At 63.2% G+C, this 22,902-nt stretch carries 19 protein-coding genes and 1 riboswitch; of the genes, 10 read left to right on the forward strand and 9 right to left on the reverse strand.

Annotated features, from left to right (window positions below; translation table 11 throughout):
* Window positions 1–62: 62 nt before the first annotated feature.
* A complete protein-coding gene (locus tag HT585_RS14870; protein ID WP_176353666.1) occupies window positions 63–824 on the reverse strand; it encodes a FadR/GntR family transcriptional regulator in 762 nt (253 codons plus the stop codon).
* Window positions 825–1,021: 197 nt separating this feature from the next.
* Here HT585_RS14870 and HT585_RS14875 point away from each other — a divergent pair, with 197 nt between their 5' ends.
* The 4 genes from HT585_RS14875 to HT585_RS14890 all read left to right on the forward strand — a co-directional run bounded on the left by HT585_RS14875 (window position 1,022) and on the right by HT585_RS14890 (window position 5,446).
* Window positions 1,022–2,005, forward strand: a complete 984-nt coding sequence (locus HT585_RS14875; RefSeq protein WP_176353667.1) for an arabinose ABC transporter substrate-binding protein — start codon at window positions 1,022–1,024, stop codon at window positions 2,003–2,005.
* A gap of 69 nt (window positions 2,006–2,074) precedes the next feature.
* Window positions 2,075–3,601, forward strand: coding sequence for an L-arabinose ABC transporter ATP-binding protein AraG (gene araG / locus HT585_RS14880; RefSeq protein ID WP_176353668.1), 1,527 nt, complete (start codon window positions 2,075–2,077; stop codon window positions 3,599–3,601).
* 2 nt (window positions 3,602–3,603) lie between these two features.
* Window positions 3,604–4,554 carry an L-arabinose ABC transporter permease AraH gene (gene araH, locus HT585_RS14885; RefSeq protein WP_176353669.1) on the forward strand — a complete coding sequence of 317 codons (951 nt, stop codon included), beginning with the start codon at window positions 3,604–3,606 and terminating at the stop codon, window positions 4,552–4,554.
* A gap of 7 nt (window positions 4,555–4,561) precedes the next feature.
* Complete coding sequence (locus tag HT585_RS14890) at window positions 4,562–5,446, forward strand: aldose 1-epimerase (RefSeq protein ID WP_176353670.1); 885 nt, start codon at window positions 4,562–4,564, stop codon at window positions 5,444–5,446.
* Window positions 5,447–5,559: 113 nt separating this feature from the next.
* Here HT585_RS14890 and HT585_RS14895 read toward each other — a convergent pair whose 3' ends face one another.
* Complete coding sequence (locus tag HT585_RS14895) at window positions 5,560–6,171, reverse strand: glutathione S-transferase family protein (RefSeq protein ID WP_176353671.1); 612 nt, start codon at window positions 6,169–6,171, stop codon at window positions 5,560–5,562.
* 76 nt (window positions 6,172–6,247) lie between these two features.
* Between HT585_RS14895 and HT585_RS14900 the strand changes: the two genes are divergently transcribed.
* On the forward strand, window positions 6,248–6,967 hold the full coding sequence (locus HT585_RS14900) for a helix-turn-helix transcriptional regulator (RefSeq protein WP_176353672.1): 720 nt from the start codon (window positions 6,248–6,250) through the stop codon (window positions 6,965–6,967).
* A 140-nt stretch (window positions 6,968–7,107) separates the two neighbouring features.
* On the opposite strand, the gene HT585_RS14905 is transcribed toward HT585_RS14900, so the two are convergent.
* Complete coding sequence (locus tag HT585_RS14905; protein ID WP_176353673.1) at window positions 7,108–8,433, reverse strand: dicarboxylate/amino acid:cation symporter; 1,326 nt, start codon at window positions 8,431–8,433, stop codon at window positions 7,108–7,110.
* Window positions 8,434–8,662: 229 nt separating this feature from the next.
* Here HT585_RS14905 and HT585_RS14910 point away from each other — a divergent pair, with 229 nt between their 5' ends.
* The 3 genes from HT585_RS14910 to thiC all read left to right on the forward strand — a co-directional run bounded on the left by HT585_RS14910 (window position 8,663) and on the right by thiC (window position 14,097).
* A complete protein-coding gene (locus HT585_RS14910; protein WP_176354181.1) occupies window positions 8,663–10,531 on the forward strand; it encodes a sensor histidine kinase in 1,869 nt (622 codons plus the stop codon).
* 3 nt (window positions 10,532–10,534) lie between these two features.
* The gene (locus HT585_RS14915) at window positions 10,535–11,896 is read left to right on the forward strand and encodes a sigma-54-dependent transcriptional regulator (protein ID WP_176353674.1); all 1,362 of its coding nucleotides are present in this window, start codon (window positions 10,535–10,537) and stop codon (window positions 11,894–11,896) included.
* 153 nt (window positions 11,897–12,049) lie between these two features.
* A riboswitch (TPP riboswitch) is annotated at window positions 12,050–12,182 on the forward strand.
* Between the two features lie 94 nt (window positions 12,183–12,276).
* Window positions 12,277–14,097: a phosphomethylpyrimidine synthase ThiC gene (gene thiC, locus HT585_RS14920; RefSeq protein WP_176353675.1), complete on the forward strand. Its 1,821-nt coding sequence runs from the start codon at window positions 12,277–12,279 to the stop codon at window positions 14,095–14,097.
* 150 nt (window positions 14,098–14,247) lie between these two features.
* On the opposite strand, the gene HT585_RS14925 is transcribed toward thiC, so the two are convergent.
* Genes HT585_RS14925 through HT585_RS14935 form a run of 3 tightly spaced genes read right to left on the reverse strand, consistent with a single transcriptional unit; the run spans window position 14,248 to window position 17,938 of the window.
* On the reverse strand, window positions 14,248–15,507 hold the full coding sequence (locus HT585_RS14925; RefSeq protein ID WP_176354182.1) for a Zn-dependent hydrolase: 1,260 nt from the start codon (window positions 15,505–15,507) through the stop codon (window positions 14,248–14,250).
* Between the two features lie 44 nt (window positions 15,508–15,551).
* Window positions 15,552–16,724 (reverse strand): M20 aminoacylase family protein, encoded by a 1,173-nt coding sequence (locus HT585_RS14930; RefSeq protein ID WP_176353676.1) that lies wholly within the window; start codon window positions 16,722–16,724, stop codon window positions 15,552–15,554.
* A 5-nt stretch (window positions 16,725–16,729) separates the two neighbouring features.
* Window positions 16,730–17,938 (reverse strand): diaminopropionate ammonia-lyase, encoded by a 1,209-nt coding sequence (locus tag HT585_RS14935; protein ID WP_176353677.1) that lies wholly within the window; start codon window positions 17,936–17,938, stop codon window positions 16,730–16,732.
* 104 nt (window positions 17,939–18,042) lie between these two features.
* On the opposite strand from HT585_RS14935, the gene HT585_RS14940 reads away from it, so the two are divergent.
* On the forward strand, window positions 18,043–18,537 hold the full coding sequence (locus HT585_RS14940; RefSeq protein WP_176353678.1) for an Lrp/AsnC family transcriptional regulator: 495 nt from the start codon (window positions 18,043–18,045) through the stop codon (window positions 18,535–18,537).
* A gap of 3 nt (window positions 18,538–18,540) precedes the next feature.
* Here the strand turns inward: HT585_RS14940 and HT585_RS14945 are convergent, their stop codons facing one another.
* On the reverse strand, window positions 18,541–19,347 hold the full coding sequence (locus HT585_RS14945) for an anti-sigma factor family protein (RefSeq protein WP_176353679.1): 807 nt from the start codon (window positions 19,345–19,347) through the stop codon (window positions 18,541–18,543).
* Complete coding sequence (locus HT585_RS14950) at window positions 19,344–19,886, reverse strand: RNA polymerase sigma factor (protein ID WP_176353680.1); 543 nt, start codon at window positions 19,884–19,886, stop codon at window positions 19,344–19,346. The genes HT585_RS14945 and HT585_RS14950 overlap by 4 nt, the downstream gene beginning before the upstream one ends.
* A 158-nt stretch (window positions 19,887–20,044) precedes the next feature.
* On the opposite strand from HT585_RS14950, the gene HT585_RS14955 reads away from it, so the two are divergent.
* On the forward strand, window positions 20,045–21,454 hold the full coding sequence (locus HT585_RS14955; protein ID WP_246707689.1) for a S8 family serine peptidase: 1,410 nt from the start codon (window positions 20,045–20,047) through the stop codon (window positions 21,452–21,454).
* Between the two features lie 141 nt (window positions 21,455–21,595).
* On the opposite strand, the gene HT585_RS14960 is transcribed toward HT585_RS14955, so the two are convergent.
* Window positions 21,596–22,768: a glycerate kinase family protein gene (locus tag HT585_RS14960; protein WP_176353681.1), complete on the reverse strand. Its 1,173-nt coding sequence runs from the start codon at window positions 22,766–22,768 to the stop codon at window positions 21,596–21,598.
* Between the last annotated feature and the right edge of the window lie 134 nt (window positions 22,769–22,902).

Consider the following 22,902-nt stretch of genomic DNA (forward strand, 5'->3'; position numbering starts at 1 on the left):
GTCCGGTTCGGTGGGGATAACGTGTCGTGACCGGCCGTGCGAGCACACGCCGGCGGGCATTTTCAGAGGACGGGTTTCGCAGGACTGTGTTGCTTGACCGCCGTTGCCAGATCGCGCGCGGCAAGATCGAGCATGCGGATCGAGCAGTCGCGCGCCGCCGCCTTGTCGCGCATGCGCAGCGCTTCGACCAGTTCGCGATGGACGTCGATCGCTTCGTCGCGCCGCTCGGCGGCCTCGTTCGAAGCATGCAGCGAAAACTTGAGCGCCGCCTGGATGATGCCGACCAACTGCAGGAAGACCTGATTATGACTGGCCTTGAGCAGGCAGGTGTGGAAGGCGACGTCGGCATCGGTGAAGCCGGCGATATCGCGCTCACCGTCACGCATCGCCTGCCAGGCCCGCTCGAGATCGGCGATTTCCTGCACGGTCGCACGCTCGGCGGCGAATTCTGCGGCAACCGGCTCGATCGCCCGGCGCGCTTCCAGAATGCAATTCAACAGGTCGAACTCGAAGATGCGCTCTCCGATCCATTCGAGCACCTGGGCATCGAGGATGTTCCACTCGTCCTTACCACAAACGACGGTACCGACCCGCGAGCGGCCACGCACCATGCCCTTCGATTCCAGGATTTTCAGCGATTCGCGAATGACGGTGCGGCTGACGCCGTAACGCTCGCAGAGATCGTTTTCTCGCGGCAGATAGGAGCCGACAGGAAAGATATCGGCGCAGATATCGGAGGCGATGGCCCGCGTCACGTTCTTCTGGACGCGCGGCCGGCGCTGTACCTGCTCGCCTGCCACGGCCTGCGGTTCCTGACCTTCCATCTGCATCTCCACCCATCCCTTCAGTTCCGCCGACGCTTTTATCCCAGATCACCTTTCCTCGCGACAGGGATCAGAGAGCACTTCAGCAATAGTTATACATCACTATCTCAATCATCATACAAAGGCAATTGACGGATATGATGATTCATCATACACAAATGGCAACTGCAGGAGGCAGTTCACCAGGGAGAGAAATCATGCGCTTCTTCAAAGCCGCCATTCTGGCCGGCACCGTCGCCGTATTTGCCGCAACCTCGGCCTTCGCCGCCGACGTCAAGATCGGCTTCATCGTCAAGCAGCCCGAGGAGCCCTGGTTCCAGGACGAATGGAAGTTCGCCGACGTCGCTGCCAAGGAAAAAGGCTTCACGCTGGTCAAGATCGGCGCGGAAGATGGCGAAAAGGTTCAGTCGGCGATCGACAACCTCGGCGCACAGGGCGCTCAGGGCTTCATCATCTGCACGCCCGACGTCAAGCTCGGCCCGGGCATCATTGCCAAGGCTGCCGCCAACGATCTCAAAATGATGACGGTCGACGACCGCCTGGTCAACGCTGACGGGAGCCCGATCGAAGACGTGCCGCACATGGGCATCTCGGCCACCAAGATCGGCGAAGCCGTCGGCCAGTCGATCGTCGACGAGATCAAGAAGCGCGGCTGGGACATGAAGGAGGTCGGTGCGATCCGCGTCTCCTACGACCAGTTGCCGACCGCCGTCGACCGTGTCGAAGGCGCGCTCTCGGTGCTGAAGGCAAACGGCTTCCCGGAAGCCAACATCTTCGACGCGCCGCAGGCAAAGACCGACACGGAAGCAGCCCTCAACGCCTCGACCGTCGTTCTCAACAAGAATGCCGGCATCAAGAAGTGGGTCGCCGTCGGCCTCAACGACGAAGCGGTGCTCGGCGCGGTACGCGCCACCGAAACCGTCGGCATCGCGCCCGACAGCATGATCGGCGTCGGCATCGGCGGCGCGGACTCGGCCATCAACGAGTTCAAGAAGCCCACGGCTACCGGCTTCTTCGGCACAGTGATCATCTCGCCGAAGCGCCACGGCTACGAGACCGCGCTCAACATGTACGAGTGGGTCGCCAACGGCAAGGAGCCGGAAAAGCTGACGCTGACCGCCGGCCAGATCGCACTGCGCGATACCTACGAGGCCGTTCGCAAGGACCTCGGCATCGAATAATCGTCGTCTTCGATGACTTTGAGCCCGGCGGTTTATCATCGCCGGGCGCCCCATTCCGGAGCGTCGCAGATGCAAGACTTCCTTGAATTCCGAACCATCTCCAAGGGCTATCCCGGCGTCCAGGCACTGTCGAACGTCTCGTTCTCGGTCAGAAAAGGCGCAGTCCACGGCCTGATGGGCGAAAACGGCGCCGGCAAGTCGACGCTGATCCGCGTTCTCTCGGGTGATCAGTCGGCCGATACCGGCGAAATCCTGATCGACGGTGCGCAACAGCACTACCGTTCGGTGCGCGACGCCTTCCATGCCGGCGTCATCGTCATTCATCAGGAACTGCAGCTCGTCCCGGAACTGACGGTTGCGGAAAACCTCTGGCTCGGTCGCTTTCCGGGCAAGGCCGGCGTCATCGATCGCCAGCAACTGACCGGGGTCGTCTCGAAGAAGCTTGCCGAGATCGGCATCGACGTCGATCCTTCCGTCAAGGTGGCTTCGCTGTCGATCGGTGAGCGGCAGATGGTCGAAATCGCCAAGGCGGTCATGCTCGACGCGCGCGTGATTGCGCTCGACGAGCCGACGTCGTCGCTCTCCTCCAGGGAAAGCGAGATCCTCTTTTCTCTCATCGACCGTCTGCGCGCCAACGGCACCGTCATCCTTTATGTTTCCCATCGTCTCGACGAGATCTTCCGCCTCTGCGACAGCCTGACTGTGCTGCGTGACGGAAAACTCGCCGCCCATCACCCCGACATTTCGAAGGTTACACGGGACCAGATCATCTCGGAAATGGTCGGCCGCGAAATCGCCAACATCTGGGGCTGGCGCGAGCGCAGCCTCGGGCAAGAGCGGCTGCGCGTCGAGAATATTTCGGGAGCGAAACTTCGCCACCCAATAAGCTTTTCCGTCCGGCGCGGCGAGATTCTTGGCTTCTTCGGCCTGATCGGCGCCGGCCGCAGCGAGATGGCGCGCCTCGTCTATGGCGCCGATGCCCGCAATGGCGGCACCGTGTCGGTCGACGGCGTCACCATCACGGCGGACAGCCCGCCGCATTCGATCCGCTCCGGCATCGTGCTATGCCCGGAGGACCGCAAGTTTGACGGCATCGTCCAGGGACGTTCGATCGAGGAGAACATGACGATCTCCTCGCGTCGCCACTTTTCACCCTTCGGCATCATCAACCCGAAGAAAGAGGGTGCGCTTGCCGACAAGTTCATCGCCAAGCTGCGCGTACGCACGCCCTCGCGCCGCCAGGACATCATCAATCTCTCGGGCGGTAACCAGCAGAAGGTGATCCTTGGCCGCTGGCTGTCCGAAGAGGGCGTCAAGGTCCTGATGATTGACGAGCCGACGCGCGGCATCGATGTCGGCGCCAAGTCGGAAATCTACGAAATCCTCTACGAACTGGCCGCGGACGGCATGGCGATCGTGGTGATTTCCAGCGAACTGCCCGAAGTCATGGGCATCGCCGACCGCATCATGGTGATGTGCGAAGGCCGCATCGCTGCCGATATTCCAAGGGCGGAATTCGACGAGCGGCGCATTCTCGCCGCCGCACTGCCGGACGTTCAAAACGCCAATACTCTTTCTCACGCACAGGTACGCTGACGATGACCTCCTTGAAAAAACTTCTTCTCGGCGAACAGGGCCTCGTCGTCATCTTCGCGCTGGCCTTTCTCGTCGTCTCGCTGACGGTGCCCAACTTCCTGACCGAGCGTAACATGCTCGGTCTGCTGCAGTCGGTCGTTACCATCGGCATCGTCGCCTGCACCATGATGTTCTGCCTCGCCTCGCGCGACTTCGACCTTTCCGTCGGCTCGACGGTTGCCTTTTCCGGCATGGTCGCGGTCATGGCGTCGAATGCCACCGGCTCGATCCTGCTTGGCCTAGTCGCCGCCCTCATCTGCGGCGGCCTCGTCGGCACGGTCAACGGCGTCGTCATCGCCCGTTTCCGCATCAACGCGCTGATCACCACGCTTGCGACGATGCAGATCGTGCGCGGCCTGGCGCTGATCGCGTCGGACGGTCGCGCCGTCGGCATCAACGATCCGAGCTTCTACCAGTTGGCGCTGTCGCGCTTCCTCGGCATCCCGACACCGATCTGGGTCATGGCGCTGTTCTTCGTCGCCTTTGGCTTCCTCCTGAACCGCACCGTCTTCGGCAAGAACACGCTGGCGATCGGCGGCAATCCGGAGGCCTCGCGCCTTGCCGGCGTCGACGTTGCGCGCATGCGCATCTGGATTTTCGCGTTACAGGGCCTCGTCTGCGCCGTTGCCGGCGTGCTGCTCGCCTCGCGCATCACCTCCGGTCAGCCGAACGCGGCGACGGGCCTCGAGCTCTCGGTCATCTCTGCCTGCGTGCTCGGCGGCGTGTCGCTTGCCGGTGGCCGTGCGGCGATGACCGGCGTGATCGTCGGCGTGCTGATCATGGGCATCGCCGAAAACGTCATGAACCTGCTGAACATCCAGGCCTTCTACCAATATGTCGTGCGCGGCCTCATCCTGCTGATGGCCGTGCTGCTCGACAATCTTCGCTCGTCAGCTGCCGGGCGCCGGGCATAGCTGCCGCATGACTGCGGACGTCCTGCAACTCGGCAACGGGGCTCTGTCAATCGAATTGAGCCGCTTCGGCGGCTCAATCCTCTCCGGCTCCTATTGCGGGATCCCGCTCTTTCGACCCGCACGGACCGATGGCCTCGCCTCTCGGCGACACGGGGCCGAAGCCAGCTTTCCGCTCGTTCCCTTCGGCAACCGGCTGGAGGGTAACAGCTTCATCCTTTCCGGCCATCGCTTCGCACTCGCGCCCAATGCCAGCGACCCCTGTTACCTGCACGGCGACGGCTGGCTGGCGGCATGGGAGGTGGTTTCGCACAGCGAAACCGAAGCATGCCTGCGCTACGAACACGGCGCGGTCGCGCCGGGTCCCTACGCCTATGACGCCGTTCAGCACTTCCGTGTTGCAGCCGATCGCCTGTCCCTCACGCTTTCGGTCACCAACAGGTCGGCCTTCGCTCTGCCGATGGGGCTCGGGCACCATCCCTTCTTCCCGAAACCCGCAGGCACCCGACTGACGGCGAAGGCCGATCGTTTCTGGACCGAGCGAGCCGGACACCTGCCCGATCAGTCCGGCCCCATCCCGGGTGACCTGGATTTCGCGGGAGGCAATCGGATCCCGCCGCACTGGCTGAACAATGCCTATGAGGGGTGGGACGGCAAGGCGATCGTCGAGTGGCCGGAGCTCGATCTCTGCCTGGAGATCGCAGCGCCAGCGCCTTTCCGTCACTTCATGCTCTACGCGCCGGAAGACGCCGATTTCCTCTGTTTCGAGCCGATGACGCATCTGCCGAATGGGCATCATCTTCCCCACCTCGGGGGGCTATCCGTTCTCGATAACGGTCAAAGCCTTGTCGCTACGATGACGCTTTCGCCGCGCCTGATCTCGCAAGAGCGTTGAAGGCGAACGGAACGAAGCGAGGAGACCGACCAACCGGCGCATACAACAGTGCACCGCGCGCCCAATCGGGCGCGCGGTGCTTCAATGGACCGTGGCTTGGAACGATCTGGCAGTTACGCGGCAACCTGCTGCGCCGCATCGTACTCCGCCGCCCATTGTACCGATGGTCGCGCGGCGCAGCGCTCGATCCAGGCCTTGACTGCAGGCACGTCCGGCGTCGCTTCCGGGAACCATGCAAATGGCGAATAGAGCAGCAAGTCGGCAGCGGAGAATTCATCGCCCATCAGATAGGGGCTTGCCGTCAGCGCCGTCTCCAACTGTTGTGCCATCTCCTTGGGTCCGCGGAACGTGGCCTGCAGATAGGGATGCGAAATCCCGGCCGCTTCGACGATCAGCACCGGTTCGACCACGCCGGCATACCAGGCAAGCCAGCTCAGATAGCGGCCGCGCTTGGGGTCGCCTGCAACCGGCGCCAGCTTCTTTTCCGGGAACAGATCGGTCAAATACTGGATGATGGCGATGCTTTCCCAGATGACGACGCCATCATGCACGAGCAGCGGCACCTTGCCATCCGGGTGTGGGTTCTTGGGATCCTTGGCGCCACTACCGTCGCCGCGGGTGATGTCGACGATGACGATGTTCACCTTGTCAAGCGCATCCAGTTCGCGAAGCAAAGTGATGATGCGCGAAGAGCGGGAGCGCGGGGCGTGATAGAGCGTCAGCATGGAAAGGTCCTCGATTGCGGTTTCTGTCTGGCCTCTTTATAAAACGGCCCAACTGTCAATTTCCGTCAGTAGGGTCATGGCACGCAGCGATCGTTTGTTTCGTCTTCTCCAGGCGCTTCGCAGCCTGCCCCAGCCGGTGACTGCCGCGCGACTGGCAGAGGAAACCGGCGTATCGCTGCGCTCGCTCTACCGCGACATCGACAGCCTGCGCGCCGCGGGTGCGGTCATCGACGGCGAACGCGGCTTCGGCTACCGCCTGACCGAAGACATCGCGCTTCCACCCCAGACCTTCACCCGGCTCGAGATCGAAGCCCTGGTGCTGGGGCTCGGCGAAGTTCGCCACATGGGCGAGCCCGAGCTTGCCCGCGCCGCGGAAGCCGTGCTTTCGAAAATCACGGCCACCCTGCCCGACCGGTTGCAGCAGCAGACGATCCATGCGGTCTCACAGGTTCATCGCTTCGAGCAGCGGTCGGCGCCTAATATCGACGTCGCGCTGCTTCGCGAAGCCTGCTGGCAGGAGCGAGCCGTCGTCATCGACTATGTCGACGCCGATGGCCGGCACTCGGAGAGGCGCGTTCTGCCGCTCGGCATCGTCTACCTCGAGCGCGTGCTCGTGCTTTTGGCCTGGTGCAGCCTGAGGCAGGGATATCGCAAGTTCAGGATCGATCGCATGACCAGCCTCGAACTGATCGAGGAAAGCTTCCGTCCACGTCGCGTTCCCATGCTTCGAGAATACATCGCCCAGTTGAACGCAGGAGCGGAGAAGGCAACGGCGCAAAATGCTTTGCGGCGGTAGAAGCGCGTCTCATCCGTTCAACGAAACAATCGGAACGAGCCTGAGCGAAACCTGCAGCCAGTCGTGAGAAGGGCGCGGCCCACCGGGAAGTGGACCGCGCCCCGCCGCATCATGATGCGGTCTTGCCCTGGGAGGCAGCTCTATTCGGCAGGCTGCAGGCCTTGGACCGGGCTCTCCGGCAACGCCTGGCCGCCAAGGGTCGCGGCAAGCTGGGTCTCGTCCAGTTCGCCTTCCCATTTTGCCACGACGATGGTCGCAACGGCATTGCCGACGAAGTTGGTCAGTGCACGGCATTCCGACATGAAGCGGTCGATGCCGAGGATCAGCGCCATGCCGGCGACCGGAACCGCCGGAACCACCGAAAGCGTGGCCGCAAGGGTGATGAAGCCGGCGCCGGTGATCCCGGCCGCCCCCTTGGAGCTCAGCATCGCCACCAGCAACAGCAGCACCTGATCGCCGAGCGACAGCGGAATGTCGGTCGCCTGGGCGATGAAGAGAGCGGCGAGCGTCATGTAGATATTGGTGCCGTCGAGGTTGAAGGAGTAGCCGGTCGGGATCACCAGGCCGACGACCGAGCGCTTGCAGCCGGCCTTCTCCATCTTGTTCATCAGGCCCGGGAGGGCCGCTTCCGAAGAGGACGTACCGAGAACCAGCAGCAGCTCTTCCTTGATGTAGCGGATAAGGGAGACGATAGAGAAACCGTTATAGCGGGCGACCGCGCCGAGCACGACGAAGACGAAGAGCAGCGAGGTCACGTAAAACGTGCCGATCAGCATCGCGAGATTGGCGATCGAGCCGACGCCGTATTTGCCGATGGTAAATGCCATGGCGCCGAAGGCACCGATGGGGGCTGCCTTCATCAGGATCGCGACCAGCTTGAAGATCGGCAGCGTCAGCGCATGCAGGAAGTCGACGACCGGCTCGGCCTTTTTGCCGACCATCGCGAGTGCCAGGCCGAACAGCACGGAGATGAACAGCACCTGCAGGATGTCACCCTCGGCGAATGCACCGACGAGCGTCGTCGGGATGATGTTCATCAAGAAGCCGGTGATCGACTGCTCGTGCGCCTTTTCGGCGAAGGAACTGACCGCCTTGACGTCGAGCGAGGCCGGGTCGATGTGCATGCCGGCGCCCGGCTGCACGACATTGGCGACGATCAGGCCGATAATCAACGCCAGCGTCGAGAAGGTCAGGAAGTAGATCATTGCCTTGCCGGCGACGCGGCCGACCTTGGCGAGATCGGTCATGCCGGCAATGCCGGTGGCAACCGTCAGGAAGATGACGGGGGCGATGATCATCTTCACCAGCCGGATGAAGGCGTCGCCGAGCGGCTTCAGCTGCGTGCCGATCTCAGGATAGAAATGGCCGAGCAGGATGCCCGCGGCGATCGCCGCTAGAACCTGGACATAGAGATGGCGATAGAAAGGTGTCTTGCCGCGCGGTTCCGCGGATTGGTCGATAATCATGATATCCTCCACTTGGCCCAGTCCGGCGTCATGCCGGGCCTCCCGGGCCCTATTTCCGAAGCGCGACAGCTCGGGCTGTCATGAGGATGTCATTTGCAATGGGCGTGCCAGATTGCAGGCAGACCAATCAGGCTGTTGAATTATAGAGGTATTTTGTTGGCTCTCGAATTGGGTACACAAATATTTGAGCGGATATCCGCACAGGTGATCTGGAAATATGAGCGGAATAATGCACAATTCCGCCATGTCGATGCCTGCCCCGCCCACCGTAAAACCAGCCGATCTTGACCGGCACATGCGCCGTGCCTGGCTGATTTTCGCTGCGGTGGCTTTCGCCCTCTTGGCAGCGGGACTTTATGTCGCCGGCGAGTATGGGCGAAACAAGGCGCTCGAAACAGTCGACATCCAGAGCCGCATCGACGCCAACCTCAAAGCGTCGCTACTGCGCGCCGTGCTTGAGCGGCAGCGCGCTCTGCCGCTGGTTCTGGCCGATGATGTCGAGGTGAAGGCCGCCCTCGAAAAAGGTGGCGAGCAATCGTTGCAGCGCCTCGATCAAAAGCTGGAGGCGCTGGCCGCCAATACCGATGCGGCGGTGATCTATGCGATCGGTCTCGACGGCGTGGCCATTGCGGCCAGCAACTGGCGCGAGCCGACCAGTTTCGTCGGCAATGACTATGCCTTCCGCGAGTATTTCCGGATGGCGATGCGCGACGGCAAGGCCGAGCATTTCGCCATGGGTACAGTCAGCAAACGGCCGGGCCTTTACATTTCGAGGCGGGTCGACGGGCCAGGAGGCCCGATCGGCGTCGTGGTCGCCAAGCTCGAATTCGACGGGGTCGAAGCCGATTGGCTTGCCTCCGGCAAGCCTGTCTACGTCACCGACCGTCGCGGCATCGTGCTGATCACCAGCTTCCCGTCCTGGAGGTTCATGACGACCCGCAATATCCCGGCGGATCGGCTCGCCGCGATCCGCGACAGCCTGCAGTTCGGCGACGCCTCGCTGCTGCCTTTGCCGTTTCGCCGGATCGAACCGACGAGCGATGGGTCGAGCATGCTCACAGCCCTTCTGCCCGGCAGCAGCGAGAAGCAATATCTCAGGGTTGAGACGATGGTTCCATCGACCAGCTGGCGGCTGGAACAACTGGCGCCGCTCGATGCCGCTTTGAGCGCGGCGAGCCGCGAGGCACGGCTGCTGGCGATTGCCGTGCTTGCACCGCTCCTGGCGCTTGCCGCATTCCTCCTTCGCCGACGTCAGTCTTTGACGCTGATTGCAGCCAACGAACGCGCCGCACGCGATGAATTGGAGCGCCGGGTGACCGAGCGGACACACGATCTCAGCCTCGCCCGCGATCACCTCGAAATCGAGATCGCCGACCACCGGCGCACCGGAGAAAAATTGCAAGCCGTGCAGCAGGAGCTCGTGCAGGCCAACCGACTGGCGATCCTCGGCCAAGTGGCGGCCGGCGTTGCCCACGAGATCAACCAGCCGGTCGCCACCATCCGCGCCTATGCCGACAACGCCCGCACATTCCTCGATCGCGGCCAGAAGGAAACCGCGGTCGAAAACCTCGAAAGCATCGCCGCGCTCACCGAGCGGGTCGGCACCATCACCGATGAGCTGCGCAGCTTTGCAAGAAAGGGCCGCTTCGTCGCCGAGCCGACGGCCCTGCGCGAGGTGATCGAAGGCGCGCGGATGCTGCTGCGCAGCCGCTTTGCCGGCCACATGGATGCGATCATCATCGACCTGCCTGATAACGGCCTCAACGTTCTCGGCAATCGCATCCGCCTGGAACAGGTGCTGATCAACCTGTTGCAGAATGCCTTGGAGGCTCTTGGCGATCAGCCGGATGCAGAGATCCATGTGCGTTGCGAAATCGGTCCCAACGATAGTGTTTTGCTCGTTGTTGCCGACAATGGTCCGGGCATAAGGCCCGATATCCTCGAAGACCTTTTCACGCCGTTCAACACCTCCAAGGACCAGGGTCTCGGCCTCGGCCTTGCCATCTCCAAGGAGATCGTCGTCGACTATGGCGGCGACATTGACGTCAAGACCGGGCCTGACGGCACCGTCTTCACCGTGCGCCTGAAGAGGGCCTGAGCGATGCAGCAATCCGTATGCCTTGTCGATGACGACAGCGACCTCCGGAAGGCAATGAAGCAGACGCTGGAGCTTGCCGGCTTCACCGTTTCCACCTTTCCCAGTGCGACAGAGGCGCTCGCAACTCTTGTCCCAGATTTTGGCGGCATCGTCATCAGCGATATCCGCATGCCGGGGATCGACGGCCTGACGCTGTTTCGCCGCATCGCCACTTTCGATCCGGATCTTCCGGTTATCCTGGTCACCGGCCACGGCGATATTCCTATGGCCGTCCAGGCCCTGCAGGATGGCGTCTATGATTTCATCCCGAAACCCTTTGCTGCCGACCGTCTCGTCCAAAGCGCGCGCCGCGCGCTGGAAAAGCGCCGGCTGGTGATGGAGAACCGCGCACTGAAGCGCGCGGCGGAAACAGCCGGCGAAAGCCTGCCGCTGATTGGCCAGACGCCGGTCATGGAACGGCTGCGCCAGACCCTGCGGCATATCGCCGACACCGACGTCGATGTGCTCGTTGCCGGCGAGACCGGCAGCGGCAAGGAAGTGGTGGCAACGCTGCTGCACAATTGGAGCCAGCGCCGGGACGGGAATTTCGTGGCGCTGAACTGCGGCGCGCTGCCGGAAACGGTGATCGAGAGCGAGCTTTTCGGCCACGAACAGGGCGCCTTTACCGGCGCCTTGAAGAAGCGCATCGGCCGTATCGAGCATGCCAGCGGCGGCACGCTCTTCCTCGACGAGATCGAGGCGATGCCGCCGGCAACGCAGGTGAAAATGCTGCGCGTCCTTGAAGCCCGCGAAGTCACACCACTCGGCACCAACCTCGTGCGCCCGGTCGATATCCGCGTGATTGCCGCCGCCAAGATCGATCTCGGCGATCCGGCCCAGCGCGGCGACTTTCGCGAGGATCTCTATTTCCGGCTCAATGTCGTCACCCTTTCGATCCCGCCGCTGCGCGAGCGCCGCGACGACATTCCGCTGCTCTTCTCGCATTTCCTGACGCGGGCGGCGGAGCGGTTCAAGCGCGATGTGCCGGATGTCTCGCCGGCCGTGCGCCACCACCTGATGTCGCACTCCTGGCCGGGCAATGTGCGCGAACTCTCGCATTTCGCCGAACGGGTCGCCCTGGGCGTCGAAGGATCACTCGGACAGGCAACTATCGCCGCACCGACCAGCGCCGCCTTGCCCGAACGGCTGGAGCGGTACGAAGCGCAAATTCTGAAAGAGGTGCTGCGGGCGCAGCGCGGCGACGTCAAGGCGACGATTAAGGCGCTCGGCATTCCGCGCAAGACCTTCTACGACAAGCTGCAGCGGCATGGCATCAACCGCGCCGATTATGCAGAGCGCCCGGCCTCCGAAAAGCCTGGTCGCTAAAGCATTTCCAGGAAAACTGCGACGCGGTTTTCCGCCAGGAAATGCGCAAAGGCAGCGTTCGAACCGGAAACAGCCCGCCGCACGATCAACAGGCGAGAGACACAGCCGCCAGATTAGCGCTTGACGGCGCATCCGGATCGATGGCTATCTTTCGATATTCACCAGGGGGGTCCCGTCAAGGGGCTGAGAGTCTGCTGGTCGGAACGGCTTTTGCCGACCGAGGCGCAGTGACCCGTTGAACCTGATCCAGTTCATACTGGCGTAGGGACGGTGCAGACATCGACGCCACTATTCCGTCATTCGCGCGGAGTCTCGGGCAAACCTGTCTTTTCCTTCCGGCTTCAGAACTGGGTCTCCAACCGCAAACTTGGAGCCTCGTCATGAATATTGCCACTCAACCTGCAGACCTCTCGGTCACCATGGGCCCGCTTCCCGCTTCGAAGAAGGTCTATAAGCCGGGCACGATCCATCCGGATATCCGTGTGCCGATGCGCGAAATCGCCCTCCATCCGACATCGGGCGAGCCGCCGGTCATCGTCTACGACGCCTCCGGGCCCTACACAGTCGAAGACGCAAACATCCGCATCGAGGAGGGATTGCCACGGCTCCGCCGCAACTGGGTCATCGCGCGCGGCGACGTCGAAGCCTATGATGGGCGCAGTGTCCGGCCGGAGGATAACGGCTTTGCCTCGGGTGAGCGGCTGACGCCGACCTTCCCCTTCCGTCACGCGCCGCTGCGCGCAACCGGCCGGCGCGCCGTCACACAGCTTGCCTATGCGCGTGCCGGCATCATCACTCCGGAGATGGAGTTCGTCGCCATCCGCGAAAACCTCGGTCGCGAAGCCGCGCGCGCCACACCCCGCGACGGCGAGAGTTTCGGCGCCCAAATCCCCGATCACGTCACGCCGGAATTCGTCCGCCAGGAGATCGCCAGCGGCCGCGCCGTGCTGCCGGCCAACATCAACCACCCGGAATCCGAGCCGATGATCATCGGCAGGAATTTCCTGGTGAAGATCAACGCCAATATCGGCAACTCCGCCGTCACCTCCTCCATGGCCGAGGAAGTGGAAAAGATGGTCTGGGCGACGCGCTGGGGCGCCGATACGGTGATGGACCTGTCGACCGGGCGCAATATCCACAATATCCGCGAATGGATCATCCGCAATTCGCCGGTGCCGATCGGCACGGTGCCGCTCTACCAGGCGCTGGAAAAGGTCAATGGCATCGCTGAGGATCTCACCTGGGAGGTCTATCGCGACACGCTGATCGAGCAGGCGGAACAGGGCGTCGATTATTTCACCATCCACGCCGGCGTGCGACTGCACTATATCCCGCTGACCGTCGGTCGGGTCACCGGCATCGTCTCGCGCGGCGGCTCGATCATGGCCAAGTGGTGCCTGCACCATCACAAGGAGAGCTTTCTCTACGAGCATTTCGAGGAAATCTGCGACATCTGCCGCGCCTATGACGTGTCGTTCTCACTCGGTGACGGCCTGCGTCCCGGCTCGATCGCCGATGCCAACGACGCAGCGCAATTTGCCGAACTGGAAACGCTGGGCGAGCTGACGAAGATCGCCTGGGCGAAAGACTGCCAGGTGATGATCGAGGGCCCCGGTCACGTGCCGATGCACAAGATCAAGGAGAACATGGACAAGCAGTTGGCGGTCTGCGGCGAGGCGCCGTTCTACACGTTAGGACCGCTGACGACCGACATTGCCCCCGGCTACGACCACATCACCTCTGGCATCGGGGCTGCGATGATCGGCTGGTTCGGCACCGCCATGCTCTGCTACGTGACGCCGAAGGAACATCTGGGTCTGCCCGACCGCAACGACGTGAAGACCGGCGTCATCACCTACAAGATCGCCGCTCACGCTGCCGACCTCGCCAAGGGACATCCGGCCGCCCGCACCCGCGACGACGCCCTGTCACGCGCCCGCTTCGAGTTCCGCTGGGAAGACCAGTTCAACCTGTCGCTCGACCCGGAAACGGCGCGCTCCTTCCATGACGAGACCCTGCCGAAGGAGGCGCACAAGATCGCGCATTTCTGCTCGATGTGCGGCCCGAAATTCTGCTCGATGCGGATCTCGCACGACATTCGCGCCGAAGCGCAGAAGGAAGGCTTTCAGGCGATGGCGGCGAAGTATCGCGAGGGCGGCGATCTCTATATGCCGGTGAGCGCAGCTGAGGCCAAAGGATAGCGACGACGGCAAAAGGGTCGCCAACGGCCCTTCTCGTTTTTGTCGGGCTTCGCTGCTGTTTGTCACCCGTGCGCCACCCCTCCGTCAAGCTCGGGCCTGACGGAGGGGTGGCGGCGCAACTGCTCCCACCTGATCAATCCAACAGGACAATCACGAATGCGGTTGCCCTACCTCGCGGCCACCAGCGATCCGGCTCACCACATCGAGCAGAACATTGGCGCCGGCGACGAGGTCCGCCGGATCCGTGTGCTCGCGCGGATTGTGGCTGATGCCGTCGCGGCTCGGGACGAAGATCATCGCCGCCGGCGCGATGCGCGCAATCATCTGGGCGTCATGTCCGGCGCCCGAGGTCATGCGTCGGCTCTTGAACCCCCGGGCGCTCGCCGACACCTCGATCATCTCGACGATTGCCCGATCGAATGTCACCGGTTCGAAGCGCGCCAGCCGCTCGACCGTGACCGTCACCCCTTCCTCCGCCATGATCACCCGCAATTGGGCGTCAAGCGCATTCTCAAGTGCCTGCAGACGCTCCTCGTCCGGGTCGCGCAGGTCGACGGTAAAGACGGCGCGTGAGGGAATGACGTTGATCGCGTCCGGCTCGAAGCGCATGGTTCCGATCGTCGCCACGCTCGGCGCGTTCGATCGCGCGATATGATCGCGCAGGAACAGGCCAACGCGGGCTGCCGCAAGACCTGCATCGCTACGCATTGCCATCGGCGTGGTGCCGGCATGATTGGCAACACCCTCTATGGTAACGCGCTGCCAGGAAATCCCTTGCAGGTTTTCGACGGCACCAATCGTTGTCGCCTCACGCTCCAGCACCGGCCCCTGTTCGATATGCAGCTCGACATAGGCGTGGGGCGTCAAGGCGCAAGGTTCGACAGTGCCGGCATAGCCGATGCGCGTCAGTTCCGATCCGAGCGTGGTGCCATCGGTTCCAACAGTCGCAAGCGCGGCCTCGATGTCGAGACCCCCGACATGCACCAGCGACCCCAGCATTTCGGGCGCGTAGCGCACGCCCTCTTCGTTGGTGAAGGCGGCGACGACGATCGGCCGGGCTGGCGTAACGCCCTGCTCCTTCAGCGTCTCAATGACTTCAAGCCCGGCCAGCACGCCATAGCAGCCATCGTAGATGCCGGCGTTGATGACGGTGTCGACATGCGATCCGAGCATCAGCGGCAATTGCTCGGCGTTTTCCTCACTCTGCCATATGCCGAAGATGTTGCCGATGCGATCGACGGCAACGTCGAGCCCCACGGCCTTCAGCCAATGGACGAGAAGGTCCCGGCCAAGTTTCTCGCTGTCGGACGCTGCCAGTCGCGTCAACTGACCCCGATCGTCGCGCCCGATTGCGCCGAGTTCATGAATGCGCGCCAGCAGACGCTCGGCATTGATGGAAGCATGAGGCATGACGGCATCGCTTTCGGCAGGACTGATATTGGGCATCACGACTGTCATTGCACCACGCCCGGTGGCGCCAGTCGTTGCCGGGCAATTTCGGCGTGGAAGCGAGCGCCGTAGATCAGGGCATCGTCGTTGAAGTCATAGGTGGGATTGTGCAACGGCGCGGATTGCTGGCCGTTGCCGATAAAGACGAAGCAGCCCGGCACATGCGCAAGAAACTGCGCAAAATCCTCCGAGCCGGTCATCGGCTCGACGGCAACGCTGACATTTTCCGGCCCGAACACCACATTGGCCGCAGCGAATGCATGGTCGACGAGGGCGGGATCGTTGAGCAAGGGCACGAACTCGCGGGTGTAGTCCACCTCGACCTCACAGCCATAGGCGTCCGCTGTCCCCTTGGCGATCGTGCGCATCTGCTGCTCGATCTTGGCACTGACCTCGGGTCGAAAACTGCGTGCATCGCCGAGAATGCGTGCCAACCCCGGCAGAGCGTTGCGGGTGCCGTCCGTGATCACTTCCGTCACCGAGACAACGGCGATATCGGCGGGAGACAGCCGTCGCGAAACGATGGTCTGAAGATTGACCACCGTCGCGCAGGCGGCAACCAGAGTCTCGTTGCCGGAGTGTGGCCGCGCCGCGTGTCCGCCGACGCCCTTGAGCGTGATCTCGAAATTGTCCTCGGCCGACATGATGGCGCCCGGCCGCGTCTCGAACTTTCCCACCGGCAGGCCCGGCATATTGTGCAGGCCATAAATTTCCTCGAAGGGAAAGCGCTCCATCAAGCCGTCGGCGAGCATGGCAAGCGCGCCCTTCCCCCATTCCTCCGCCGGCTGGAAGACGAAGCGCACGGTGCCATCGAAACCGCCCTCCTCGGAGAGCATCTTCGCTGCGCCGAGCAACATCGCCGTATGGCCGTCATGGCCGCAGGCGTGCATGGTACCGTGTCGGGTGGAGCGATATACTGCACCGCCCTGTTCGGTAATGCGCAACGCGTCCATGTCGGCCCGCAGGGCTACGGCGCGGTTTCCCTTGCCACGCCGCAGCGTGCCGACAACGCCCGTGCCGCCAATGCCTTCTGCGACCTCGTCCAGGCCGAACGCGCGCAGCTTGGCGGCAACAAAGGCGGCCGTTCGCTTCTCTTCAAAGCCGAATTCCGGATGAGCGTGCAGATCGCGACGCCATGCCGTCATATCCGCCACAAGCCTGTCGTTCGTGCTAGTCATCCGCATCATACCCTTTCCATGCTCAAAACACCGGCGACCTCAGCCGGTGCGAGACCGACCAGTTCTTCATACCGCTCCGGATCGGTGGCGCCTTCCGTATTGATCACCAGGATCCGCGAACTGCCATCGAGGCCAAGGGTGGCACGCATATTCGGGTTGCCGGCGACCGTGACAAGGCCGGCCAGACCGACGCCACCGCTCTCGCCGGCAACGATTGCCGGATCGCCGCCTTTTGGGCGGGCGAGGCGGTTCATGATCGAAACGGCATCGTCTTCCTCGACGGTCATGAAGGCGCAGGCAACGCGCGAGAGAATACGCCAGGCAACCAATGAAGGCTCATAGCATTCGAGCATCGCCATCACGGTCGGCTCGCCATGCGCCACTTTCACCGGATGTCCGGCCTTTACCGTTTCCAAGAGGCAGGCCGCCCGCGCCGGCTCGACGACGACGAATTGAGGTCGATCGGAACCATAGCGCAGCGCCAGATGACCGGCCGTTGCCGCGGCAATGCCGCCAACGCCGGCCTGGACAAAGACATGGGTCGGCGGCGTACCGATCTCCCTCAACGCCTCGCACAGGAGCGCCATGTAGCCCTGCATCACCAGTCCGGGAATATACTCGTAACCCGACCAGGATGTGTCCGAGACAACCGTCCAGCCGCGATCGTCACAGACCTTTGCGGCAAATTCGACCGAGTCATCATAGGTCCCCTCGACGCGGACGATCTCGGCTCCATAATGCGCAATGGCGTCTATGCGTTTCTGACTGACGCTGGAATGCACGAAGATTACCGACTTCGCACCTACAAGCTGCGCACCCATCGCCACCGACCGACCGTGATTGCCGTCCGTAGCGCAACCGAACGTCATCTCTCGGGCGACCGCGCGAACGTCGTCACGCGCCAGATCGTCGATGTCGGCGTCGCGGCCGGTCCTCTTTCGAGCCTCGTCAAGCACCAGACGGATCACCGCATAGGATCCGCCGAGCGCCTTGAAGCTGCCAAGTCCGAGCCGATGGCCCTCGTCCTTGACCAGGATCGCGCCAACGCCGAGCTCGCTCGCAAGCGCCGGCAGGGAATGAAGCGGCGTCGGTCGGTGGTCATCGCGGCGGGAAAGCTGACGCTCGACCTCGGCGGCAGCTGAAATCGAAAGCATTTCGGCATCTTCCGGAAGCAGCGGCGATCCGAAATCGGCATGGTGGTTGCGAATAAGCATGCGGGCAATCTCCCTGTTTGGCGAAATTCTATTTCATCGCGTGAGAGAAATGCGCTCTAAATGGCCACCTTGAATGCAAGTTTGTAAATGATAGCGAGGAGACGATGGCCGTTTCAAAGACAGCACCGGCGGAGCTCGACCGCTTCGATCTGGCGATCCTGGCAATTCTGCAGAAAGACAACACCACGCCGCAGCGGCAGATCGGCGAGGCCGTCAACCTGTCCGCGCCGGCCGTACAGCGCCGGATCAAGCGCATGGAGGAGACCGGCGTCATCCTCAGCAATGTCGCGGTGATCGACCCGGCCCGCGTCAACCAGGCGCTAACGATCCTGGTCGAGGTCGAGGTGGAAAGCGAGCAGATCGAGTTGCTCGATGCGGCCAAGGCGGCGTTTTCGGCCGCACCGGAAGTGCAGCAGTGCTATTACGTCACCGGCGACGTGGATTTCATGCTGGTCGTGATCGTGCCGACGATGGGCGACTACGAAGCCTTCACCCGGCGCATGTTCTTCGGCAACCCGAACATCCGGCGCTTCCGGACATTCGTGACCATGGATCGCGTCAAGGTAGGCCTGTCCGTGCCGGTGGAAAAACCGCGCTGAAGGCTATTTCCGGGCCGCAAGCGCCTTCTTCTCCGCCTCTGCCTCCAGCGGCGCGCCGGCCCCGATCGACGTCAGATAGGCGTCGACGGTTTCAAGCGACGACGCCGGCGCGAAGCCTTCGCCGGTTTCAGCCGTCACGATCGCCAACTGTGTTTGCCAGCCGCCGGCGCTCCGGCATGCGACCGACACGAAATCCGGTTGATCCGGCCGCTTCATTTCATACTCCCGGCAAATCTGTTCGCCACTCGCCTCAAACGTAGAAACCAACCGAACACGCCCGTCGCCGATCGCGATTTCCTCGCCGGAGGCGCGCTGGTCGAGAATGCCCGACACGGCCACATCGACGAGGCCTGCGACCTGCGGGCTCCCTGGGTCCATCTGGCCTGCTCCGCCGGCTAAATACCCTGCGACGCCACCGACGACGATGAGAAGCGACGCGGCCAACGCCATCATCACCTGCGACGGGCGACGCGGGGTCTGAGCCGTTGGCTCCGGCCGGCGGAAGTCAATGATGTTGTCCGCACGCGCGCTTTCGTCGACCGGATCAGCGATCCGGATGGCGTCATCCCGCGCTGCCGCCTCGGCGGCCATCGCACGGACTTTCTCAACCAGTTGATCGGGAACCGGCTCGTCGAGCAGCGGCTTCAGCGCATCGCTCGAGGCAACCCGCGTTTCCATGAATAGCGCAACGCGCGCCATCAACTCATCGTTCGTCTCGAGTGCCGCCTCGATGAGGCGCATCGTCTCGTCGTCGAGTTCGCCATCGGCAAACGCCATCAGGATTTCGTCGGTGAATTCCATTTCGCTCATCTCGCCCCGCCTCTCATATCCGGGGAACGCGCGGCGGCCGGTTCTATTCCCGCCGCTTCAGCCAGATTCTTGCGGGCGCGCGCAAGCCTGCTCATCACCGTCCCGATCGGAATGCCGAGCACTTCCGCTGCCTCCTTATAGGAGAGATCCTCCACGCAGGTCAGCAGCAGCACCTCGCGCTGTTCCAGCACGAGGTCGTCGATGGCGACGGCCACGCTCTCCAGCGTGATGCGCGCCTCGGATCCCGCTTGGCCGGAGGGAACGGCGAGCTCCGGCTGCGCTTCGATCTCTTCGGTCGGGCCTGCCGTCTTCTGGCGTCGGAGCTGGTCGATCCACAGATTGCGCAGTATGCGGAACATCCACGCGTCGAAGCGCGTACCCTCCTCGAACCGCTCCGAGCCCACAAGGGCTTTCTCGCACGCCGCCTGCACGAGGTCATCGGCGATATCGCGCGAACGGCAAAGCGAGATGGCAAAGCGGCGCAGGTTGGGCAGGAAAGCGACAAGGCGCTCGCCAAAAGCGATCTCCTGATCGATCATTTGACGTTCCTTCCGGCGCTTCGACGGGCACGCGGGGGAATAATTTGTTCATTCATCCGTTGAGCGATATGGGAAGCACACGCAAAAGTCACCACCGTCGGGCCTGCCTTTCACGGTAAGCTGATCCACTCCGGCGCAGTTGGGACAAGGAGAAAGCCTTGAAGAAACACCTGCTTCGATTGACCGCCGCATCGATCTGTGGCCTGGCCGTCGCCAATGGCGACCTTGCGCCCTCAGGGATTACAGGCTCCACGACAACCAACTCCTTCGCCTTCATCGCCTCAGCTCACGCGGACGATGATGACGGCGGCGGGGATGATGATGACGGTGGCGGCGGTGGAGGTTCATCGCAGAGCCGGTCCTCCGATCGCGGTTCCGGCGGCGCATGGCGCGGCGGCGGCAATCTGCTCGATCTCTTCCGTGGCGCCCCGGAAAAGCGCGTCGCCCGACGGCCAGCCCCCGTGCGCAAACCCACACATGTGCCCGGCGAAGTCATCGCGCTTGGACTCGACGACGCCGCGATCCTGCGCCTCGGAGAGCGCGGTTTCACGGCCCGATCGCGCCAGCCTCTCGGGCTTTCCGGCTCTGAGATCGTCAAGCTTTCGATACCCTCGGGCATGACGCTCGAGGCCGCGCGGCAGGAAGTCGCGGCGGCCTCGCCGGGCGCCATCGCCGACCTCAACCATTACTTCGAACCGAATGAGGGTGCCACTCAGCCGACACCCTGCGGCAAAGGCCGCTGCGCGCTCGTGCGCACGGCCATCGGCTGGCCGGAGCCAGATGCCGGGAAGGCCTGCACCGCCGCCGGTCCCATCGGGCTCATCGACACCGCGATCAATCCGGATCACCCGGCGCTGCAAGGCGTCGATCTCCACATCGTTCCTCTGGCAGCAGACGAAGCGCCAGAGTCCGGGCGCCAGCACGGCACTGCTGTTGCAGCCCTCATTGCCGGCCGGCAGGATAGCCGCGCGCCCGGCCTGTTGCGCGACGCGCGATTGATCGCTGTCGACGCCTTCCAGAAAACGAAAGGTGATGCCGATGTCGCCGAGACCTATGATCTCATCCGGGCGATCGATCTTCTGGCGTCTCGCGGGGTAACGGTGATCAACATGAGCCTTTCGGGACCCCACAACCAGTTGCTGGAGAAAACAGTCTCGCTGGTTGCAAAGCGCGATATCCTGCAGGTGGCGGCGGCTGGCAATGACGGCCCCAGGGCAAAGCCCGTCTACCCCGCCGCCTACCCCGAACTGATCGCGGTTACCGCCGTCGACCGCAATTTTCGCCCCTACCGCCGCGCCGCCCAGGGCGAGCATATCGACGTTGCGGCACTCGGCACCGGCGTGTGGACCGCCGCCTCCGTCGATGGCGGCCGGCCGCGCACCGGCACATCCTTCGCAGCACCGTTCGTCACTGCCGCGGTCGCCATTCTCAAGGCTTCGAACCCGTCGCTGTCTGCCGAGGAGATCGGCGAACTCGTAGCGAAAACAGCGGAAGATGTCGGCGCGCCCGGCAAGGATCCGGTTTTCGGCTGGGGCGTCCTGAACGCCCGCGAACTCTGCCGCTCGTAGCGGCCGGTCCTGTCGCCAAGGTGGCGCCACAGGCGTCAGCCACCTGAGCGCCCGCAATGTTGCACGATGAAAAAGCTCCGGCGGAAAGAAGGTGTCGCATTGCGCACCACCTTTCCGCCGGAGTCGTCATTGCCGATCTGATCAGGCGGCAAGTCCACGCTCGGTTAGCAGCATGCCGACCCGCACCATGCGCACCGCATCTTCCGCGGCTCGCACCAGCAGTTTCGGCGCGGCGCTGATTGCGTCGTCGAGGCTGCATGGCGCCTTCAGGATCGACGCGAAGGCATCAATGCCGTGCTCGAAGTTCAGCGTGACGCCCTTGCCGATCGTGCCGGCGAGCGCGATTACCGGACGTCCGGCTTCCTTGGCGCGATGGCCGACTTCAGCCGGAACCTTGCCGAAAGGCGTCTGGCCATCGAGGCTGCCTTCGGCCGTAATCACCAGGTCGGCCCTCGCGATCATGCTGTCGAGGTCGAGATATTGCATGACGATGTCGTAGCGCGGGTGCAGCTTACCACCGAGCAGCCCGAGGATGGCGGCGCCGAGCCCGCCGGAGGCGCCGGCACCCGGCGCACTGCCGACGTCGATGCCTGTCGTGCGGTGGATTGCCTCCGCATAGGTCTCCATCGCATGGGCCAGCAGTTCGACCTGCTCGGGCGTCGCACCCTTCTGCGGGCCGAAGACCCGGGCGACGCCGCGTTCGCCGAGCAGCATGTTGTGCCAGTTGACGGCCGCGTCGATACGAACGCTGTCCAGGCGCGGGTCGCGCGACGACAGATCGATGCGCGCCAGTTGGCCGAGTGCACCGCCGCCCGGCGGCAAAGCTAGGCCGTCCTTGTCGAGGAGCGCAATGCCCAGCGCCTGCGCCATGCCGGCGCCGCCGTCATTGATGCCGCTGTCGCCGCAGCCAAGCAGGATGCTGCGCGCGCCGGCATCGAGTGCCGCGCGGATCAACTCGCCGACACCATAACTGCTCGTGATGCACGGGTTGCGCCGATCGCGCGGCACCAGCCTGAGACCGGCGGCAGCCGCCATTTCGATGATGGCGACGGATTCGTCCTGCCCGCCGAGAAATCCGAAATGCGACAGCACCGGTGTTCCGAGCGGTCCGGTGACGACGCATTCGTGCAGGGTGCCGCCGGTCACCGCGACCAGAGCCTTGGTAAAGCCTTCGCCACCATCGACCATCGGCACCTTCAGGACCTTTGCCCGCGGGCAGGCGCGCAGCACGCCCTTCTCGATGCAGTCGGCCGCTTCTTCCGCCGACAGACTTTCCTTGAAACCAGACGGTGCAACCAGAATGGTTAGTGTCATGTGACAGTCTCCTTGCGTTTTTGTGACAATGCGGATGCAAGGGAGAAACGGTCGCTCGGAGGGTTTATTCCGCCGCACAAGAAGCTATTTCGCCGTCGATGCAGAAAAAAATGAAGGCCGGAGCTTGTGGGCTC

The sequence above is a fragment of the Ensifer oleiphilus genome (assembly GCF_013371465.1).
GTDB lineage: Bacteria > Pseudomonadota > Alphaproteobacteria > Rhizobiales > Rhizobiaceae > Ensifer > Ensifer oleiphilus.

Coding starts and splice junctions, on each gene's coding strand:
- HT585_RS14870 (WP_176353666.1), bottom strand. CDS start 824: ATGGAAGGTCAGGAACCGCAGGCCGTGGCAGGCGAGCAGGTACAGCGC.
- HT585_RS14875 (WP_176353667.1), top strand. CDS start 1,022: ATGCGCTTCTTCAAAGCCGCCATTCTGGCCGGCACCGTCGCCGTATTT.
- araG (WP_176353668.1), top strand. CDS start 2,075: ATGCAAGACTTCCTTGAATTCCGAACCATCTCCAAGGGCTATCCCGGC.
- araH (WP_176353669.1), top strand. CDS start 3,604: ATGACCTCCTTGAAAAAACTTCTTCTCGGCGAACAGGGCCTCGTCGTC.
- HT585_RS14890 (WP_176353670.1), top strand. CDS start 4,562: ATGACTGCGGACGTCCTGCAACTCGGCAACGGGGCTCTGTCAATCGAA.
- HT585_RS14895 (WP_176353671.1), bottom strand. CDS start 6,171: ATGCTGACGCTCTATCACGCCCCGCGCTCCCGCTCTTCGCGCATCATC.
- HT585_RS14900 (WP_176353672.1), top strand. CDS start 6,248: ATGGCACGCAGCGATCGTTTGTTTCGTCTTCTCCAGGCGCTTCGCAGC.
- HT585_RS14905 (WP_176353673.1), bottom strand. CDS start 8,433: ATGATTATCGACCAATCCGCGGAACCGCGCGGCAAGACACCTTTCTAT.
- HT585_RS14910 (WP_176354181.1), top strand. CDS start 8,663: ATGCACAATTCCGCCATGTCGATGCCTGCCCCGCCCACCGTAAAACCA.
- HT585_RS14915 (WP_176353674.1), top strand. CDS start 10,535: ATGCAGCAATCCGTATGCCTTGTCGATGACGACAGCGACCTCCGGAAG.
- thiC (WP_176353675.1), top strand. CDS start 12,277: ATGAATATTGCCACTCAACCTGCAGACCTCTCGGTCACCATGGGCCCG.
- HT585_RS14925 (WP_176354182.1), bottom strand. CDS start 15,507: ATGCCTCATGCTTCCATCAATGCCGAGCGTCTGCTGGCGCGCATTCAT.
- HT585_RS14930 (WP_176353676.1), bottom strand. CDS start 16,724: ATGACTAGCACGAACGACAGGCTTGTGGCGGATATGACGGCATGGCGT.
- HT585_RS14935 (WP_176353677.1), bottom strand. CDS start 17,938: ATGCTTATTCGCAACCACCATGCCGATTTCGGATCGCCGCTGCTTCCG.
- HT585_RS14940 (WP_176353678.1), top strand. CDS start 18,043: ATGGCCGTTTCAAAGACAGCACCGGCGGAGCTCGACCGCTTCGATCTG.
- HT585_RS14945 (WP_176353679.1), bottom strand. CDS start 19,347: ATGAGCGAAATGGAATTCACCGACGAAATCCTGATGGCGTTTGCCGAT.
- HT585_RS14950 (WP_176353680.1), bottom strand. CDS start 19,886: ATGATCGATCAGGAGATCGCTTTTGGCGAGCGCCTTGTCGCTTTCCTG.
- HT585_RS14960 (WP_176353681.1), bottom strand. CDS start 22,768: ATGACACTAACCATTCTGGTTGCACCGTCTGGTTTCAAGGAAAGTCTG.